4 protein-coding genes are annotated in these 21,470 nt (G+C 64.7%); all 4 read right to left on the bottom strand.

Going from position 1 to position 21,470, the window contains the following annotated elements; genetic code table 11:
• A partial coding sequence (locus tag AC5Y5W_RS24610) for a non-ribosomal peptide synthase/polyketide synthase (protein WP_500022650.1) occupies positions 1–16,473 on the bottom strand: 16,473 nt, incomplete at its 3' end.
• Entirely contained in the window at positions 16,470–16,694 is a 225-nt protein-coding gene (locus AC5Y5W_RS24605; protein WP_500014015.1) for an MbtH family protein, read from the bottom strand. The genes AC5Y5W_RS24610 and AC5Y5W_RS24605, both read right to left, overlap by 4 nt.
• 281 nt (positions 16,695–16,975) lie before the next feature.
• Positions 16,976–18,373 carry a wax ester/triacylglycerol synthase domain-containing protein gene (locus tag AC5Y5W_RS24600; RefSeq protein ID WP_500014014.1) on the bottom strand — a complete coding sequence of 466 codons (1,398 nt, stop codon included), beginning with the start codon at positions 18,371–18,373 and terminating at the stop codon, positions 16,976–16,978.
• 91 nt (positions 18,374–18,464) lie between these two features.
• Positions 18,465–21,470, bottom strand: a 3,006-nt coding sequence (locus AC5Y5W_RS24595) for an acyl carrier protein (protein ID WP_500014012.1), incomplete at its 5' end; no start/stop codon positions are given.

The raw sequence follows: 21,470 nt of genomic DNA, 5'->3' as shown, positions 1-21,470 counted from the left end.
CGCTACAGTGGCCCCGCGCTGATCAGCCACCGGCGGATAGGGCTGATCGGTGGGCAACGCCAGGCGCTCGGGCATTCCGGCCAAAGTCCCCTGCCAGAAGTCCAACTGGGAGGCGATACGACTGTGGCGATCCGCCAAGTCACCGAATTGCGCGCGCTGCCACAGCGTGTAGTCCACGTATTGCACCGCCAGCGGCGCCCAATTGGGCGCCTGCCCGGCTGACCGGCTGGCATAAGCCACACCGAGATCAGCCACCAACGGCCTCATCGACATACCATCGGCAGCGATGTGGTGCACCACCGCCACCAGCACATGCTCATCCTCGGCAACGGTGAAAAGCCGTGCTCGCAAGGGGATCTCGGTCGCAAGATCAAACGGCCGGCCCGCCGTCTCCTCGATGGCCTCGCCTAGCCGGTTTGCCGGCCAACCGCTGGCGTCAACGGTGTCCCAAGCCAACTCAACCTGATCAACAGGGATTACCACCTGTTGCGGGACACCATCAGCAGCGGCGAACACCGTGCGCAAGCTTTCATGGCGGACCACCACATCGCCCAGCGCTGCACGCAACACCTCGGTATTCAGGCGCCCACCCAGTCGCAAGCCCACCGCTAAGTTGTAAACCGGTGAGGGACCCTGCAATTGGTCGATAAACCACAACCGGTTCTGGGCAAACGACAACGGCACCACCGCCGGCCGGTCGCCAGCCACCAACGGCGCCAAGCCAGGTCCGCCAGCAGCCAGCCGCGGTGCCAACTGCGCAACCGTGGGCGCCTCAAACAACACGCGCACCGCCACACCGGCATCCAACGCGGTATTGATCGCGGCGACCACTCGCATCGCCGAGAGCGAATCCCCGCCCAGATCGAAGAACGAGTCATCGACCCCGACCCGCTCCACACCCAACACCTCGGCGTAGATGCCGACCAGGACCTCCTCGACCGGGTTGCCCGGAGCGCGGTAATGGTCAGCACTCTGATACTCGGGGGCCGGCAGGGCGCGGGTATCCAATTTGCCGTTGGGGGTGAGCGGCAGCGCCTCGAGCACCACCACGGCCGCGGGCACCATAAACGCCGGCAATCGCTCAGCGAGCTGCGAACGCGCGGAGGCCGCATCCACGGTCCCGGTGACATAACCGACCAAGCGCTTGTCGCCGGGGCGGTCCTCACGGGCCACCACCACCGCCTGCTGCACCCCGGCGAGGAGGGCCAGCGCGGCCTGAATTTCCCCCAACTCGATGCGATAGCCGCGGATCTTGATTTGCTCATCGGCACGCCCGAGATACCGCAACTGACCATCGGCGCCCCACCGCACCAGATCCCCGGTGCGATACATCCGCCGTCCAGGCGATCCCGCATCCCCGAAGGGACACGCCACAAACCGTGATGCGGTCTGCCCCGACCGGTGGCGATACCCGTAGGCCACCCCGCCGCCAGCCACATACAACTCACCGACCACACCGACCGGCACCGGCTGCAGCCATCCATCGAGCACAAACAACGCCGCCCCGGCCACCGGCGCACCGATCGGCACCCCCGACCCTGGCGCCAACGGCGCACTGATCGCCACACACATCGTGGTCTCGGTGGGCCCGTAGGCATTGAGCATCACCCGCCCCGACGCCCACCGATCCACCACCTCGGCCGGACACGCCTCCCCGACCACCACCAACGCCGCCGACTCCAACCCCTGCGGCGACAACACCGCCACCGCAGACGGCGTCTGAGTCAACACATCGACGCATTCACGAACCAGCAAGGCGTGCAAGTCTTCTGGCGAGCGAGTCACCCATTCCGGGGCCACCAGCAACCGCCCACCGCGCAACAGCGCACCAAAGATCTCCCACACCGAAACATCGAAGGCCAACGTATGAGTCTGCGACCACACCCCCGCGCGCGGCAGACCACCATCCAACGACGCCAACAACTCGGTCACACTGCGATGCGCAACCGCCACCCCCTTGGGCACCCCCGTGGTGCCCGAGGTGTAAATCAAATACGCGACATCATCAGCCGCCGGCGCCGGCAACGCGGTGTCGGGCTGGCCGTCCACAGCGGGATCGTCGACGTCGATGACCGCCATCTCGTGCCCGTCGAGCCGCCCGGCCAAATCCGCGGTCGTGATTACCGCGATCGGGGCGGCATCGGCCACCATGAACTCGATCCGGGTATCGGGATGGCCCGGGTCGATCGCCAGATATGCCGCCTGCGTTTTGAGGACCGCCAGCATCGCCACGACCGCTTCGGCGGATCGCTCCATCAGCAACGCCACACACTGCCCCGCACCGGCCCCGTGATCTACCAGCAAGTGCGCCAACCGGTTCGCTGCCTCATCCAACTCCCGATACGTCATCGACGAGCCATCGCAGCTCAGCGCGGCCGCCTCCGGCGCGCGCTCGACCTGCGCCGCGAACAACGCTGGAATCGATACCCCAGCAGGCGCTGGCAGACTCAACAACGCCCGGTTACCGATCTCATCGAGGCGGCCGTGCTCATTGGCGTCAACCACATCCATCGACGACACTCGCCGGACCGGGTCAGCGGTCATCGCTACCAATACCCGCTCCAACCGCTGGATCAGCGTCTCGATGCTGCCCGCATCGAAGACATCGGTGCGAAACTCCACCGCTCCATCGATTCCCGCAAGCTCACCATCCTCGGTGAACTGCTCGGCCAGCGAAAACGACAGATCCATCCGCGCGGTGTGAGTGTCCACCGACAGCGGGGTCACTTGCACATCACCCAAACTCAGCGTCGCGGGCTGATTGTTCTGCCAGGCCAACAACACCTGCACTAACGGATGATGGGCCCGGCTTCTGGTCGGATTGAGCCGCTCCACCAACACCTCAAACGGCACATCCTGATGCTCATAAGCCGCCAGGCTGCGCGCGCGCACCTGCGCCAACACCTCCGCTGCAGTGGGATCACCGGCTACGTCGACCCGCAACACCAACGTGTTGACGAAGAAACCGACCAACTCATCCAGGACCGGATCACGTCGCCCGGCGATCGGGAACCCCACCGCCACATCAGAGCTGGCGCTCAACTTGGCCAACAACACCGCCAGCGCGGCCTGCACCACCATGAAACTGGTCGCATTATGCTCGTGAGCCAGAGCGCGTATCCGCTGCTGCAACTCGACCGGCCACTCCACGGCCACACTGGCCCCACGCTGATCAGCCACCAATGGATAGGGCCGATCAGTGGGGAGCTCCAGGCGCTCCGGCATCCCGGCCAAAGCCTGCTGCCAATAAGCCAACTGGGAGGCGATCAAGCTCTCGCTGTCGTCGAGCTCACCGAACTGCGCGCGCTGCCACAATGTGTAATCGACGTACTGCACCGCCAACGGCGCCCACTGCGGAGCCCGACCGGCACAGCGGGCGGCATACGCCACCCCCAGATCAGCCACTAATGGCGCCATCGACACCCCGTCGGCCGCGATATGATGCGCCACTGCCACCAGCACATGCTCATTCTGGGCAACGGTGAAAAGCCGTGCCCGCAAGGGGATCTCGGCCGCCAAATCAAAACAGTGACGTGTCGTCTCCTCGACGGCTTCCTGCAGTTGGGTGGCCTGCCACGCGCCGGCATCGATCACGTCCCAACGCACTTCAGCGCGCTCAGCCGGAAGCACCACCTGCTGCGGAACACCATCCGCCGCGGCGAATACCGTCCGCAGACTCTCATGGCGGGCCACCACATCGCCCAGCGCTGCACCCAACGCCTCGCCGTCCAGGCGCCCGTCCAGCCGCAACGCCACCGCCATGTTGTATACCGGTGAGGGACCCTGCAACTGATCCAAGAACCACAGCCGGTTCTGGGCGAACGACAACGGCACCACCGCAGGACGATCGCCAGCTACCAACGGCGCCAATACATCTCCACCAGCTGCCAGCCGGGGCGCCAACTGCGCAACGGTGGGCGCCTCGAACAACACCCTTACGGCGACGCCAGCATCCAGAGATTTGTTGACCGCGGCGATCACCCGCATCGCCGACAACGAATCCCCACCCAGATCGAAGAACGAGTCATCGACCCCGACCCGCTCCACACCCAACACCTCGGCGTAGATGCCGGCCAGGATCTCCTCGGTGGGGTTGGCCGGCGGGCGGTAACGATCAACGTCCTGATACTCCGGTGCCGGCAAGGCCCGGGTATTGAGTTTGCCGTTGACCGTCAACGGCAGCGCATCGAGCTGCACCACCGCGGCGGGCACCATGTAGCTCGGCAGCCGTTGCGCCAGGGCGCTATGTGCGACGGCTAGGTCGGCGGTTCCGGTGACATAGCCGACCAGACGTTTGTCGCCGGGGTGGTCTTCGCGGGCGATCACCACCGCCTGGTCGACGCCGTCGAGCGCGGCCAGCGCGGCCTGGATCTCACCGAGCTCGATGCGATACCCGCGGATCTTGACCTGCTCGTCAGCCCGACCCAGATATTCCAGTTGCCCATCGGGGCCCCAGCGCACCAGATCCCCGGTGCGATACATCCGTGTTCCCGGCGCCCCGAACGGACAGGCCACAAACCGCGACGACGTCAACCCCGACCGGCGCACATACCCGTACGCCAGACCGGCGCCGGCCACATACAACTCACCGACCACACCCGTCGGCACCGGACGCAACCACCCGTCGAGAACGAAAAAGCCCAGATGCGCCAACGGCACCCCGATCGGGCTGGCGCTGCTATCGACGTCACTACCGACGATCTCGCGGAACGACGCGTGCACCGTCGTCTCGGTGATGCCATACATGTTGATCAACCGCGGCAACCCCGGATGACGATCCAGCCAACTCCCAAGACGCTGCGGGTCGAGGGCTTCCCCACCGAAGACCACCGTCTCCAACTTCAGCTGAGATCCCAACTCGGGGGCGAGCGCATCAGCGGTTTGCAGCGCATAAAAGGCCGAGGGAGTCTGGCTCAACACGCTGACCTGTTCGGTGGCCAGCAACGCGTGCAACTCTTGAGGCGAACGCACCACCGCATCGGCCACTACTACCAGCCGGCCCCCATGCAATAGCGCACCGAAGATCTCCCACACCGAGAAATCGAACGCCAACGAATGGCACTGCGACCACACCTGTCCCGACGACAGCTCCAAATCAGCATCCAAAGTGTCCAGCAGCCCGACCACGTTGCGGTGCGGGATCGCCACTCCCTTAGGCATCCCGGTGGTGCCCGAGGTGTAGATCAGGTACGCGATGTCGTCAGGCTTCGGCACCGGCAGGGCAGTGCGCGGTTGGCTGTCGACAATGGGGTCGTCGATGTCGATGACCGTCACTTGCTGGCCGTCCAACCGGCCGGCCAGCTCGGCGGTGGTGAGCGCGGCGATCGGCGCGGCATCGGCCACCATGAACTCGATGCGCGCATCGGGATGACCCGGGTCAATGGCCAAATACGCCGCGCCGGTTTTGAGCACCGCCAGCATCGCCACGACCGCTTCAGTCGATCGCTGCATCAGCAGCGCCACACACTTCCCCGGGCCAGCGCCGTGGCCAATTAGCAGGTGCGCCAACCGGTTCGACGCTTCATCGAGCTCACCGTATGTCATCGAGCGACCATCAAAGCTGATCGCCACCGCCTCCGGAGCACGCGCTACCTGCGCGGCGAACACCATCGGGATCGACCCGAAAGCCACCTCCGGTTGGGTCAAGACCGCCCGATTGCCAATCACATCCAGTCGGACATGTTCACTGGCAGCGAGCACGTCGACCGACGAGACCCGCCGAGCCGGATCGGCGGTCACCGCCACCAACACTCGCCGCAACCGCTCGATCAGTGTCTCGATGCTGACCGCATCGAACACGTCGGTGCGGAATTCCACCGCCCCGCCGATGCCGGCGGGCGCACCGTTGTCGGCCCAGCGTTCCGTCAGGGAGAATGTCACATCCGTCCGGGCGGTGCGGGTCGCTACCGGTACCGGCGTGACCTGTAAATCGCCCAAACCCAACCCGGCGACGGGGTCACCGGCGAAGTTCTGCCAGGCCAACAGCACCTGCACCAGCGGATGGTGGGCGCGGCTTCGGGTCGGGTTGAGCCGCTCCACCAGTACCTCGAAGGGCACGTCCTGGTGTTCATAGGCGGCCAGGCTGCGCGCGCGCACCTGCGCCAACACCTCCGCTACAGTGGGATCACCGGCCACATCGACCCGCAACACCAACGTGTTGACGAAAAAGCCCACCAACTCGTCCAACGCAGGATCGCGGCGACCGGCGATCGGGAACCCCACCGCCACATCCGAACTCGCACTCAACTTGGCCAACAACACCGCCAGCGCGGCCTGCACCACCATGAAACTGGTCGCATTGTGCTCACGAGCCACCTGAGCAATCTGCTGCTGCAACTCGCCCGGCCACTCCACCGCCACACTGTCCCCGCGGAAATCCGCCACCAACGGATAGGGCCGATCAGTGGGAAGCTCCAGACGCTCGGGCATCCCGGCCAAAACGCTTTCCCAATAGGCCAACTGGGAGGCGATCAGGCTCTCGCTGTCGTCGAGCTCACCGAATTGCGCGCGCTGCCACAACGTGTAATCGACATACTGCACCGCCAACGGCGCCCAACCCGGACCCTCGCCGGCACAGCGGGCGGCATATGCCCCACCCAGATCAGCCACCAGCGGCGTGATCGACCAACCGTCGGCAGCGATATGGTGCACCACCGCCACCAGCACATGCTCATCCTCACCAACCCGGAAAAGCCGTGCCCGCAACGGGATCTCGCTCGCCAGATCAAAACTGTGCCGGGCCGTCTCCTCGATAGCCTCCTGCAAGCGGCTAGCCGACCAACCGCTGGCATCAACGACGTCCCAGCCCAACTCAGCGCGGCCAACAGGCATCACCACCTGCTGCGGAACACCATCAACAGCGGCGAACACCGTGCGCAAGCTTTCATGGCGGCCCACCACATCGCCCAGTGCCGCCACCAACGCCTCGGCATTCAGGCGCCCGCCCAGCCGCAAGGCCACCGCCATGTTGTAAACCGGTGAGGGCCCCTGCAACTGATCAATGAACCACAACCGGTTCTGGGCAAACGACAACGGCACCACCGGCGGTCGCTCGCCAGCCACCAACGGCGCCAACACATCCGCACCGGCGGTCAGTCGCGGCGCCAACTGCGCAACCGTGGGCGCCTCGAACAACGCCCTTACCGACACACCGGCATCCAGAGATTTGTTGACCGCCGCGATCACCCGCATCGCCGAAATGCTGTCGCCGCCCAAATCGAAGAACGAGTCGTCGACTCCGACCCGGGCCACCCCCAGCACTTGGGCATAGATACCGGCCAGGATTTCCTCAACCGCGTTGGCGGGGGCGCGATACTCACCAGCGGTGTACTCCGGCGCGGGCAGCGCGCGAATATCCAGTTTGCCGTTGACCGTCCGGGGCAGCGCCTCGAGCACCACCACCGCCGCGGGCACCATAAACGCCGGCAACCGCTCAGCCAAGGCAGCGCGCGCGGCAGCGGGTTCAGCGGTCCCCGTCACATACCCGACCAGGCGCTTATCACCGGGGCGCTCCTCGCGGGCAACCACGACCGCCTGCTCTACACCGTCGAGTGCGGCAAGCGCTGCCTGCACCTCACCCAACTCGATGCGATAACCGCGGATCTTGACCTGCTCATCGGCACGACCCAGATAACGCAGTTGCCCGTCGCGGCCCCAGCGCACCAGGTCTCCGGTGCGATACATCCGTGCCCCAGAACCTCCGAACGGACACGCCACAAACCGCGACCCGGTCAAACCGGCCCGGTGCCGATACCCGTATGCCAATCCGGCTCCGGCCACATACAACTCACCCAGCACCCCCGCCGGCACCGGACGCAACCACTTATCCAGCACAAACAATGCCGCCCCGGGCACCGGTGAACCGATCGGCACCACCCCCGACCCCGGTATCAACGGTGCGCTGATCGTCACAATCATCGTGGTCTCGGTGGGGCCGTAAGCGTTGACCATCACCCGTCCGGGCGCCCACCGATCCACCACCTCGGCCGGACAGGTTTCTCCGGCTACCCATAACGTCGCGGACTCCAGACCCTGCGGCGATAACGCCGCCACCGCCGATGGCGTCTGCCCAAGTATGTTGACGTGCTCGGCAACCAGTAAGTCGTGGAAGTCATCGGGCGAGCGCGCCACCGAATCGGGTACCACCACCAACCGCCCACCACGCAGCACGCAACCAAAGATCTCCCACACCGAGGAGTCGAAGGCCAAGGTATGCGTCTGCGACCACACGCCCGCACGCGGCAAACTGGCATCGGGCGACGCCAACAGCTGAGTCACGTTGCGGTGAGTCACCACCACGCCTTTGGGCACTCCGGTGGTACCCGAGGTGTAAATCAGATACGCGATATCGTCAGGGTCCGGTACTGGCAGTGCAGTGCTGGGTTGGCTGCGCAGGGCGGGGTCGTCGACATCGATGATCATCAGGTCGTGCCCGTCGAAGCGCCCGGCCAGATCAGCGGTGGTGATCGCGGCGATCGGCGCGGCATCAGCGACCATGAACCCGATCCGCGCATCGGGATGGCTTGGGTCGATCGGAAGATACGCCACCCCCGCCTTGAGCGCCGCCAGCATCGCCACGACCGCCTTGGCGGAACGCTCCAATAGCAACGCCACGCACTGCTCCGGACCGGCGCCCCGCTCAACCAGCGTGTGCGCCAACCGATTAGCTGCCTCATCCAACTCTCGATAGGTCATCGAAGAGCCGTCGAAGCGCAGTGCCACCGCCTCCGGGGCACGGGCCACCTGCGCGGCGAACGCCACCGGAATCGACCCCAACACCGTTTCCGGCTGGGTCAACGCTGCGTGATTACCCATCACATTCAGCTGGGCGTAGTCAATCGCATCGAGCAGATCCATCGACGAAAGCTGCCTACTCGGGTCCGCGGTCATCGCCGTCAACACCCGCTCGAACCGATGGATCAAGACCTCGATGCTGGCCGCGTCGAACACATCGGTGCGAAACTCCACCGTCCCGCCGATCCCGGCCGGCTCGCCGGCCTCAGTCCATCGTTCAGCCAACGAGAACGTCAAATCCATTCGCGCGGTGTGGGTGTCCACCGACAGCGGGGTGGCCCGCAGATCGCCCAAACTCAACCTGGCGGGCTGATTGTTCTGCCAGGCCAACGCCACCTGTACCAGCGGATGACGGGTCAGCGACCGAGTCGGGTTGATCCGCTCGACGAGTACCTCGAAGGGCACGTCCTGGTGCTCGTAGGCGGCCAGGCTGCGCGCGCGCACCTGCGCCAGCAACTCCGTCACGGTGGGATCACCGGTCACATCGACCCGGAGCACCAACGTGTTGACGAAAGACCCCACCAATTCATCGAGCGCAGGATCGCGGCGCCCGGCGATTGGGAACCCCACCGCCACATCAGAACTGGCGCTCAATCTGGACAACAACACCGCCAGTGCGGCTTGCAGCACCATGAAACTGGTCGCATTGTGCTCACGAGCCACCAGGGCAATCTGATGTTGCAGCTCGGCCGGCCACTCTACCGCCACACTGTCCCCGCGGTAATCCGCCACGGCCGGGTAGGGCCGATCAGTGGGAAGCTCCAGGCGCTCCGGCATTCCGGCCAGGGTCTCTTCCCAGTAGGCCAGCTGGGAGGCGATCGGGCTATCGCTGTCGTCGAGTTCACCGAGTTGCGCACGCTGCCATAGCGTGTAATCCACATACTGCACCGCTAGCGGCGCCCAACCAGGACTCTGCCCCGCACACCGGCTGGCATAAGCCACACCCAAGTCAGTCACCAGCGGGGCGATCGACCAACCGTCGGCGGCGATATGGTGCACCACCCCCACCAGCACATGCTCGTCCGCACTGAGGATGAAAAGCCGTGCTCGCAAAGGGTTCTCAGTCGCCAAATCAAAGCAATGGCGGGCTGTCTCCTCGATAGCAACCTGCAGCCGGCTAGTCGGCCACCTGCTGGCATCAACAACGTCCCAGCCGAAGTCGGCCCGCTCCGGGGCCACCACCAACTGCTGGGGGACGCCGTCCGCAGCGACAAACAGCGTCCGCAGACTTTCATGGCGGGCCACCACATCGGCCAGTGCTGCGCCCAACGCCTCAGCATCCAGGCGTCCGCCCAGCCGCAACGCCACCGCCATGTTGTAAACCGGTGAGGGGCCCTGCAACTGATCAACGAACCACAATCGGTTCTGGGCAAATGACAACGGCACTACCGCGGGCCGCTCGCCAGCCACCAACGGCGCCAACACATCCCCGCCAGCGGCCAGGCGCGGCGCCAACTGCGCAACCGTGGGCGCCTCAAACAGAAGGCGCACCGCCACCCCGGCATCCAACGATTTGTTGACCGCAGCGATCACCCGCATCGCCGAAATGCTGTCGCCACCCAGATCGAAGAACGAATCATCAGCCCCGACCCGCTCCAAGCCCAACACCCGGGCGTAGATGCCGGCCAAGACCTCCTCCACCGGACCGGCCGGGGCGCGATACTCGCCGCCGGTGTATTCAGGTGTCGGAAGTGCCCTCTTGTCGAGTTTGCCGTTGACTGTCAGCGGCAGCGCTTCCAGCACCACCACCGCGGCGGGAACCATATAGGCCGGCAACCGCTCGGCCAGCGCACTCCGTGTCTGGGCCGGATCAGCGGTCCCGGTGACATAACCCACCAGGCGCTTGTCGCCCGGACGGTCCTCGCGGGCGACCACCGCCGCCTGCTGCACGCCGGCGCAGGAGGCCAGCGCAGCCTGAATCTCACCCAACTCGATGCGATAGCCGCGAATCTTGACCTGCTCGTCGGAACGCCCCAGGTACCGCAATTGCCCGTCAGCGCCCCAGCACACCAGATCGCCGGTGAGATACATCCGCGACCCGGGGGGCCCGAACGGACATGCCATAAACCGCGACGACGTCAGCCCCGTCCGCCGCCAATAGCCGTACGCCAACCCGAGCCCGGCCACATACAACTCACCCACCACGCCCACCGGCACTGGACGCAACCATTTATCCAGCACAAACAACGCCGCTGCGGGCACCGGCGAGCCGATCGGCACCACCGCCGACCCGGGTACCAGTGGCGCACTGATCGTCACGACCATCGTGGTCTCGGTGGGGCCGTAGGCGTTGACCATTACCCGCCCGCTGGCCCACCGATCCGCCACCTCGGTCGGGCAGGCCTCCCCAGCTACCAGCAACGCCGTCGACTCCAAACCCTCCGGCGACAATGCCGCCACCGCAGACGGTGTCTGGGTCAACACGGTGACCTGTTCGGCGACCAGCAAGTCGTGCAGGTCTTCCGGCGAACGCGCCACCGAGTCGGGCACCACTATCAGGCGCCCACCACGCAGCAGCGCGCCGAAGATCTCCCACGCAGAGGTGTCGAAGGACAGCGAATGCCACTGGGTCCACGCGTCGGGAGGCAACAGCTCGGCATCCAGCGTCGCCAGCAGCTGGGTCACGTTGCGGTGGGTAACCGCCACGCCTTTGGGCATTCCGGTGGTGCCCGAGGTGTAGATCAGATACGCGATGTCATCAACCGCTGGTGCCGGTAACGCAGTAGACGGACAACTATCGATGCGAGGGTCAACGACATCGATGACCGCCACATCACACCCGCCTAGCCGGTCGGCGAACCCGGTGGTGGTGATCGCAACGACCGGCGCAGCATCGGCCAGCATGAACTCGATGCGCGCATCGGGATGGCCCGGGTCGATCGGCACGTACGCGGCCCCCGCTTTGAGCACCGCCAGGATCGCCACGACCGCCTCAGCAGAACGCTCCACCAGCAACGCCACACACTGCCCGAGGCCCACACCATGGTCGACCAACAAGTGCGCCAACTGATTCGACGTTTCGTCGAGTTCGCGGTAGCTCATTGAGCGGCCGTCACAGGTCAACGCCACGGCATCTGGGGCACGCGCCACCTGACCGGCGAACAACACCGGAATCGACCCCGCCGGTCCCGCCGGCGGCAGGCTCAACACCGTCCGGTTAGCCCACCCGTCCAGTCGGGCGTGCTCAGCGGCATTCAGCACATCCACCGACGACACTCGTTGTGCGGGGTCGGCGGCCAGCGCCATCAGCACGCGCTCCAGTCGCTGAATCAGGACCTCGATGCTGGCCTCGTCGAAAACATCGGTGCGAAATTCCACCGCCCCGCCGATCCCCGCAGGCGCACCGCTGTCAGTCCAGCGTTCAGCCAGGGAGAACGTCAAATCCATCCGGGCAGTCCGGGTCTCCACCGGCATCGGTGTGACCTGCAAATCACCCAAACCCAGCGCGGCGATGGGGTCGCTGGAATGCCCGGCGAAGTTCTGCCATGCCAGCAATACCTGGACCAGGGGATGGTGGGCCCGGCTCCGGGTCGGATTGAGCCGTTCGACCAGCGCTTCGAAGGGCACGTCCTGGTGCTCATAGGCGGTCAGGCTGCGCGCCCGTACCTGAGCCAACACTTCACCGAGGGCGGGATCCCCGGTCACGTCGACCCGCAGCACCAAGGTGTTGACGAAAAAGCCGACCAGCTCATCCAGGACCGGATCACGCCGCCCGGCGATCGGGAAGCCCACCGCCACATCCGAATTGGCGCTGATCTTGGCCAACAACACCGCCAGGGCGGCCTGGACCACCATGAAACTGGTCGCGTTGTGCTCACGAGCCACCCGGGCAACCTGCTGCTGCAGTTCGACCGGCCAGTCCACCACCACACTGGCTCCGCGGTAATCGGCCACCAGCGGATAGGGCCGGTCAGTGGGAAGCTCCAGGCGCTCCGGCATCCCGGCCAAAGCGCGTTCCCAATAGGCCAACTGGGAGGCGATCGTGCTCTCGTTGTCATCGAGCTCACCGAATTGCGCGCGCTGCCACAGCGTGTAATCGACATACTGCACTGCCAACGGCGCCCACCCAGGAGCCTCGCCGGCACATCGGCTGGCGTACGCCGCGCCCAGATCAGCCACCAGCGGGGCCATCGACAAGCCGTCGGCAGCGATGTGGTGGGCTACCGCCACGAGCACATGTTCATCCTCAGCGCCGCGGAAAAGCTGTGCTCGCAAGGGGATTTCGCTCGCTAAATCAAAACAGTGGCTTGTCGTCTCCTCGATGGCCGCCTGTAGCCGGCTGGTCGACCATGTGCTGGTATCGACAACCTGCCAGCCGAAATCGGCCCGCTCCACCGGGACGACTACCTGTTGCGGAACACCGTCGGGCGCAGGAAACAGCGTGCGCAAGCTTTCATGGCGGGCCACCACGTCGCTCAGTGCGGTACCCAACGCCGCGGTATCCAGGTGTCCGCCCAGCCGTAATACCACCGCCATGTTGTAGACCGGTGAGGGACCCTGCAACTGATCGATGAACCACAGCCGGTTCTGGGCAAATGACAACGGCACCACTGCCGGCCGCTCGCCCGCCACCAACGGCGCCAACACATCCCCGCCAGGGGCCAGGCGCGGTGCCAGTTGGGCAATGGTGGGCGTCTCGAATAGAACGCGCACCGCCACACCGGCATCCAGAGACTTGTTGACCGCAGCGATCACCCGCATCGCCGAAATGCTGTCGCCACCCAAGTCGAAGAACGAGTCATCAGCCCCGACCCGCTCGAGGCCCAACACCTGGGCGTAGATGCCGGCCAGGACCTCCTCCACCGGACCGGTCGGGGCCCGATACTCGCCAGCGGCGTATTCGGGCGTCGGCAGCGCGCGAATGTCGAGTTTGCCGTTGGCGGTGAGCGGCAGCGCCTCGAGCACCACCACGGCCGCGGGCACCATATAGGCCGGCAGCCGTTCAGCCAGCGCACTACGTGTTTGGGCCGGATCAGCGGTCCCGGTGGCATAACCCACCAGGCGCTTGTCACCGGGGCGGTCCTCGCGGGCCACCACCACGGCCTGATCGACGCCAGCGCACCGAGTCAGTGCGGCCTGGATTTCACCTAGCTCGATGCGGTAGCCGCGGATCTTGACCTGCTCATCGGCACGCCCAAGATAGTCCAGCTGCCCATCAGCACCCCAGCGCACCAAATCCCCGGTGCGATACATCCGTGCCCCAGCACTGCCGAACGGACACGCCACAAACCGCGACGACGTCAGGCCCGACCGGTGCCGATACCCGTAGGCCACCCCACCACCGGCCACATACAACTCACCGACCACACCCGCCGGCACCGGGCGCAACCACCCATCGAGCACAAACAACGCCGCCCCGGCCACCGGCGACCCGATCGGCACCCCCAACCCCGGGGCCAACGGCGCACTGATCGCCACACACATGGTGGTCTCGGTGGGCCCATAGGCATTGAGCATCACCCGCCCCGACGCCCAGCGATCCACCACCTCGGCCGGACACGCCTCCCCGACCACCACCAACGCCGCCGACTCCAACCCCTGCGGCGACAACGCCGCCACCGCCGACGGCGTCTGGGTCAACACATCAACCTGCTCGTCAACCAGCAAGGCATGCAGGTCCTGCGGTGAGCGGGTCACCGCATCAGGAGCCACCACCACCCGGCCACCCCGCAGCAGCCCACCAAAGATCTCCCACACCGAAACGTCAAAGGCCAACGTATGAGTCTGCGACCACACCCCCGGATCGGGCAGGCCCTGCAGCGACCCCAACAACTCAGTCACGCTGCGATGCGTAACCGCCACCCCCTTGGGCACCCCCGTGGTGCCCGAGGTGTAAATCAAATACGCGACATCATCAGCCGCTGGCGCCGGCAACGCCGTGCTGGGCTGGCGCTCAATGCGCGGATCGTGGAGATCCAGGATCACCAACTCATGCCCGCCAAGGCGTCCGGCCAGATCCGCGGTGGTGAGCGCGGCGATCGGCGCAGCATCGGCCACCATGAACTCAATCCGTGCATCGGGGTGAGCCGGGTCGATCGCCACATACGCCGCCCCGGACTTGAGCACCGCCAGCATCGCCACAATCGCCTCAGCAGAACGCTGCACCACAAGCGCCACACGTTCACCCGGACCCGCACCCTGCCCAACCAACAGGTGCGCCAACCGATTCGACGCCTCATCGAGCTCGCGGTAGCTCATTGAGTCGCCGTCAAAGGTCAACGCCAACGCGTCGGGCGCACGCGCCACTTGCTCGGCGAACAACCCCGGAATCGACACCCCTGCCGGAGCCGCCAAGCTCAATACCGCGCGGTTACCGACCTCGTCGAGGCGCACATGCTCGCCCACACCCAGCAGGTCCATCGACGACAACTGCGCGCCCGGATCGGCGGTCATCGCCACAAACACTCGTTCCAACCGCGTTACTAAGTCGCGCGTATCGCAGTTCGAAAACAATTCCCCAGCGCCGGGTGTGCTGAGGAAAAGCTGATCGTCGTCCCTAAAAAAGACCAGCCTGAACTGATCCCCGAGGCCATCATGAGTCAGAGTCGCCGATACGGGAGAACCGGCAAGGTCTGCCATATGCGTGGTCGGAATGAAATTGACGGCTACTCGATTCGACGCTGGCCCGGTTCCGCGGAGACGCGTTTTATTTTCGATAGCATGCACCGGGTACCGCTGATGCTGTAGTGCTTCCCGGATTCGGGTATCGACGTGTTCACAAAAATCAGCAACCGTGGCATCCGGCAAAGGTTTGAACACCAGCGGAACCACCCCGGAAATCATTCCGGGCACCAGCTTTACCTCGGGACGCACCCGCCTGCTGACCGGAAAATCGAACACCACATCCGACCCCTCGGTGTCGCTCCCGCGTACCAGCAGCGCACAGGCCGCAGTAATCACCGATGAGCGGCGCATCCCCAACGTCTTTGACAACTCGTCGATCCCGGCGACGGCGGACGGGTCCAGTTGCATCGGCGCCGAAGATTCATCCCGATCGCGCCCGCCCACGTCGTGCATCGACCGGGAACGCACTTCGCCTTCCGGCGCAAGATTGGTCGTCCAAAAGTCCTGGTCATCGAGATATTCGCTGGATGCTTCGTATTCTGATTCGCAATCAATCAGATCATTCAGCGACCCGAAAAACCCAGGAGGAATCGATTCGCCGGAAGCAAGTGCGTTGTAGACCACTGCGATTCGGTGGCACACAAAGGCGAGGCCAATTCCATCCACCACGAGGTGGTGGCAGCACACGAAAAAATAGAATTCGTCGACCCGTGTTTGCAGCAACGCAAATTTGAACAGCGGGCCATCGAGCGGCATCAGTGTGCGTTGAATCGATGATGCTAACCGATAGGCGTCGTGCGCAGGGTTTTGCGAGCTCGTGAGATCGTAGCGGGCAAGCTCAACGTCCGGATGATCGACCACCTTTTGGTAAATCTGCTCATCCACCTGGAAAAAAGTGGCTCTCAGTGGTTCGGCCTCGTGCACCACCTCACGGATGGCCGACTCGAATAAATCAGGGTCAATCGGCCCTGCGATGTGAATAAAAACGCCCAGTTGCCACTTGGCGTCTGCGTGCCCAGTTTGCTCCGCAAGCCATATATCCAGTTGGCCCCGCGTCAGCGGAAGCGACACCCCGCTATTAAGCGCCATCGAACTCCCCCGGGCCTCACGGTTTATTTCGCGGACGCTCGGTCCGCGGCCAGTCTGTTGCGCAGACTCTTCGGCCGGATATCAATCCAATGCTGTTCGATGTAATCCGAACACGCAGTGCGGTTTGCTTCGCTGTGAACCACCTGCCAGCCAGCTGGAACGTCGGCGAGCGCCGGCCACAGGCTGTGTTGCTCCTCGTCGTTGACCAAGACGAAAAAGCTGCCGTCGTCGAACGGATTAACGCCCACCGATTCCTCATTACTAACAGTCGACCGAAGTGAAACCCGATCCAAACGCTAATGCAGCAGACAGGGCCTGTCCGGAATTTGGACAATGTACATAGTGTGACCTAACCCGCACTTGGCAGGGGTACGACGGTGATAATTTTCGACGGTGTGACCTGCGACGATGGGTTCGGCTGGGTGATCGCGCGCCGAGCAAGCACAGACCTGGGCGAATCCCGCCACCCGACGAGGTCAGGGCGGCATCTCGGCGGAGGCCTTCATCCGCGTAGTCGCAGCAGAGCGCGTCAAACGCTTGTGCCGTGAACGGGACGGGGTGATTCCTGCACCGGTGCATGCTTCAAAGGCGCTTCGTGAGGCGTGCCGGTGAGCGAGAATTCATCCAAGACGCTCAAAAGTTCTTGTCGCCAGCCATCTTTCGAGTTGGGACGACCGGCGAGATAAGCAGTCACCGAGATAAAGACCTGTCCCTGCGCTTGTCCGGAAAGCAAGAACAACCGTCCGCCGTTCCGGTACAACATCGCCGTCGGCACGTTCGAGTGAAGCAGCTTCATCGCGAAGTTGTCGGCGTCGGTGCCATCGGCCCGACCGGCGGCCGGGTTGACAACGCCGACATTGGATGAGGCCACCCCGCCCCCAGCCGCGCCGCCGCCGACCTTGAGGAGGACCCGCTTAGGCACCAGAGCCAAAAAGGGAATGATTGACATCGCTGCCCGCTCGTCATCGCGCATATCGAGGTGAGTCGACAGTGATTGTTTGACCGCGGCGCGGATCGGGCGCAGATCCGTTGTCGCAGGTGCCGGGTCGACTATGACGATGACGTCACCGACCGCGTTGGCGCGGGTATCACCGGCGACGCGCTCGCTGAACGGCATTCTCACCACAACCAAGTCGTCTGCGGTGACTCGCCCGGCGCGCTGAGCCAGCCGGGCCGCCACTCCCACAAGCAGCGCGTTGCTGGTCCCGCCCAGTGCCTGTGCGCGAGCTTCCCACTCGTCCGCATCCACGAAAATCGTCGCCGTCGGCAGACTGATGAATTTTTCGGCCTCGGCGGGCGGCTTAAGCGGCTTAGCAGCCTGTGGAGCGGCAGCTTTGGCAACATCCCGGCCTTGCCGCGTCAACCGTGATGCGGCGGCCATGCCGGGGCCGACAGCGCGGATGTCGCGCGCACTTTGGCGGGCGTCCTGACGCAATGCCTGCCACCGCCGACGCGACCCGGAAGCCGGCCAGCTGATCGGATCCTGGCGTCCCGACGCCGCGTCCGTCAGCGCCTCGGCCAGCCCGACGCCGTCGATAAGACTATGCGAGACAACCAAACTGACCCCTGCACCCCCGTCGGTGAACGGCATCACCGCAAGGTGCCATCCAGGCCCCTGCTCGCAATCCAGCGGTGTGGTGGCCTGCTCATGAAGCCAGGCGTCGAACGCTGCCCGGGGTCCCGGCGCCGCGATCTCCATGTCCGAGAAACGATCGGCCGATACCCAGCGGTGGCGGCCAAACCGCAATGGTGACCGTTCGATGCCGCGGGACAACCGTCCCCGCTGAAGATGAGCGTGGAACTGCCGCAGACCCTCGATGTCGACCGGACGGTTGTACACCCAGACGCACTGCAGATCGGTAGTGACTCCTGACACCAAGGCGATGCCAAACGCGGCCTGGTCCTCCAGGTCGAGCAAGTTGTCCATTTTCGTACGGTATGCCGGAGACGGCGTTTCCAACCTAAAAATGACACCAAAAGCCGCGCGTCACCGTAAGCGTGACCTCGCCGCGGTGGTTTTACCGTTCGCGGGCCGTACCGAGGTCGGGGACTTGTCTTGCCGAGCTGGCATGGATGTCAAGTTGTTGGCTCAGGTTTCTCACTGATGGCGCGTCGAAGAGGATGCGCACTCCCAACCGGGTATCAAGAGTCGCGTTGATCGCGTTGATCGCGTGCATCGCCGAAAGCGAGTCTCCGCCCAGGTCGAAAAACGACTCTTGGACCCCGACGTGGTCTACCCCTAGTACTTGGGCGTAGATGTCGATAAGGATCTGCTCGACCAGGCTGGCCGGGGCGGCGAGACCGTTGTCGGAGTGGGAGGTTTGGTGAGTCGACTCCGTATCGCTGTTCCGCCCCTCCAACCGGATGCGCGTACCGCCGTCAAATGGATCCATCGACGACAGCGGCCGGTTGGGGTCGGCGGTCATGGCCACCAGCACCTGCTGGAACCGCTCGATGAGGGCGTCGATGCTGGCGGTGTCGAATACGTCGGTGCGGAACTGAACGCGAAGGTTCAATTCGGGGCCCGGCACGGCTTGGACGGCCAGCGGGTAGTGGTAGTAGTCGCGGAACTCGACGATCTCCAATCGGTGGGTGCCTGACAACGCGTCGGTGTCGGTCGGGTAGTTCTCGTAGACGAAAGCGGTGTCGAACAGCTGCTTGTGGCCGGTGAGACGGTGGATGTCGCTTAGCGCCAGGTGCTGGTGGTCGAGTGTGTGGTTGTGGGCGCTTTGCAATTGCTGCAACAGGGCCGCGGTGGTGGTCTGTGCGGTGATGGTCGCCCGCACCGGCACCGTGTTGATCAACAGCCCCACCATTGAGTCCGCGCCGGGCACTTCGGCTGGCCGCCCCGAGACCACAGCGCCGAAGGCCACATCGTCATGACCGGTCAAGCCGCGCAGGATCTGCGCCCACGCCCCCTGCAGCACGGTGTTGACGGTGGTTTGCTGTAAGCGCGCCAGTTCGCCAACCGCGCGGGTGGTCTTCTCAGACACCCGAAACGATGCCGTACTGCGCGGCCCGAGCCCCAGCCGATCCACCGGCCTGACCAGAGTGGGGGTCTCGAACCCGGCTAACACCTGATTCCACGCCGAGAGAGCGGCAGCACGGTCTCGATCGGCCAGCCAGCTGAAAAACCGGCGATATGGCACAGGCGCGGGCAGCCGCGCCCCGTGGTAGCTGGCAAAGATTTCGCTCAGCAGTATTGGCACCGACCAGCCATCGAACACGATGTGATGATTGGTCAACACCAAGCGGTGCCGATCTTCTGCGGTGCGAATCAAAGCCGCCCGAAACGCCGGCTGTTGGCCAAGGTCAAAGACCGCCGCGCGTTCCTCGGCGCACACCTGCTGGATCTGCTCCTCGACGCCGGCGCCGTCGAGCTCGACATAGCGCCACCCCGCCACCGGATCGGCCAGGATGACCTGCACCGGCTCACCGAACCCTGATAAAAATCGGGCTACCAGATTGGGATGGCGATTGACCACCGTGTGTACCGCTTCATGCAGCCGATGCTGATCGATTGGACCAGTCACGGTGATATCTATCTGCACTGCATACGCGTCGTCACCGCTACCTTCGGCGATCCCGGCGTGAAAAAGCAGCCCCTGCTGCAAGCCTGTCAACGGCAACACATCAGCAATGTCATAGCGGCGCTGAAGGTCGTCGAGTTGCTGCTGGCTGAGTCGGGCCGGGGCGATATCCGAGGGCGTCAACCCGCCCCCACCCCCGCGCACATGGGCACAGATCCCGGCCAAGGCCTCAAACCACAACCGGCCCAGCCGGCTGACCTGCGCCTGTTCTAACGCCGAGGGCGCCCAGGTCCAGTTGGCTTGCAGCTGCGGGCCGGTGTCGGTGTCGACGGTGGCGGCGTTGAGTTCAACGGTGTGGGCCAACGCCATCGGGATTGCGGCGGCTGCGGCGGTCACCGACCCGCCCTCTTGGCTGATCCGCCACACATCACCTGAGGCATAGGCCGCCGGGGCCCCCAATCGGCCCAGATAATTGAATCCGATCGACGGATCCGACCCGCCCAGGTCCACCTCGGGGTTCAAGTACCGCAACAGCCCATAACCCAGGCCGTCCGGCAGCGCCCGAAGTTGCTCCTTCGCGTCTTTGATCACCGTCCCCAACACGGCTTCACCGGCGAGCACCTGCGTCCACGACAACCCACCCATGCTCAACGACACCGGATACTTGGCGGTAAACCACCCCACGGTCCGTGACAAGTCCACATCGGCGCCCAACTCCTCGTGACGCCCATGACCCTCGACATCAATACCGACCGGTGCGCTGCCCGTGCCCAAAAACTCCGCCACCGCTAAACCGAACGCGATCAACAAAATGTCCTGTATCCCGGCATGGAAGGCCGCAGGAACCTCACCCAGCAGCATGCGGGTGATTTCGGGATCCAGTTCCACGGACAACTGCCCGGCCGCGGCAAGCGTATCCACCTCGGGGCGCACCGCGGGCAACACCGCAGGCGTGCTTGCCACCTGTCGCCAAACCTCGGCCTGATCCACCACCTCCGCTGTGTGCGCGTGCGCAGCCAACAGCTTCGCCCACCGGGCAAACGACGTCCCGCCAGCCGGTAGCGCCACCTTCTGCCGAGCACGATGCTGGGCCCAGGCGATGTTGAGGTCTTCAAGCAGGATCCGCCACGACACCCCATCAACGGCCAAATGGTGAACGATCACCACCAACTGTCCCGCCGGGGCCGCCCACACCGCGCTCAACATCACCCCCGCGGCCGGGTTCAACCGCGACCGGGCCGCCGCCACCGCCTCGTCAGAGAGCGCCTCCGCAGTGTGCAGGCATCCGCGCGCATCCACCGACCCCGCCTCGGGCACCATCAGTGCCCAATTGCCAGCACCGTCGTCTTCGACCCGGGCCCGCAACATGGCATGCCGATCCAGCAACGCCTGCAGCACCACCACTACATCGGCCTCGGTGACTCCTGCCGGTGCCTGCAACGGCACTGTCTGGTTGAACTGCTCAACCAGACCCTCCAGGCTATGCAGCCACCT

Source organism: Mycobacterium sp. NGS51, from assembly GCF_059812525.1.
Note: the sequence above shows the minus strand (reverse complement) of the source record. Positions and strands in the feature narration are given on the sequence as shown.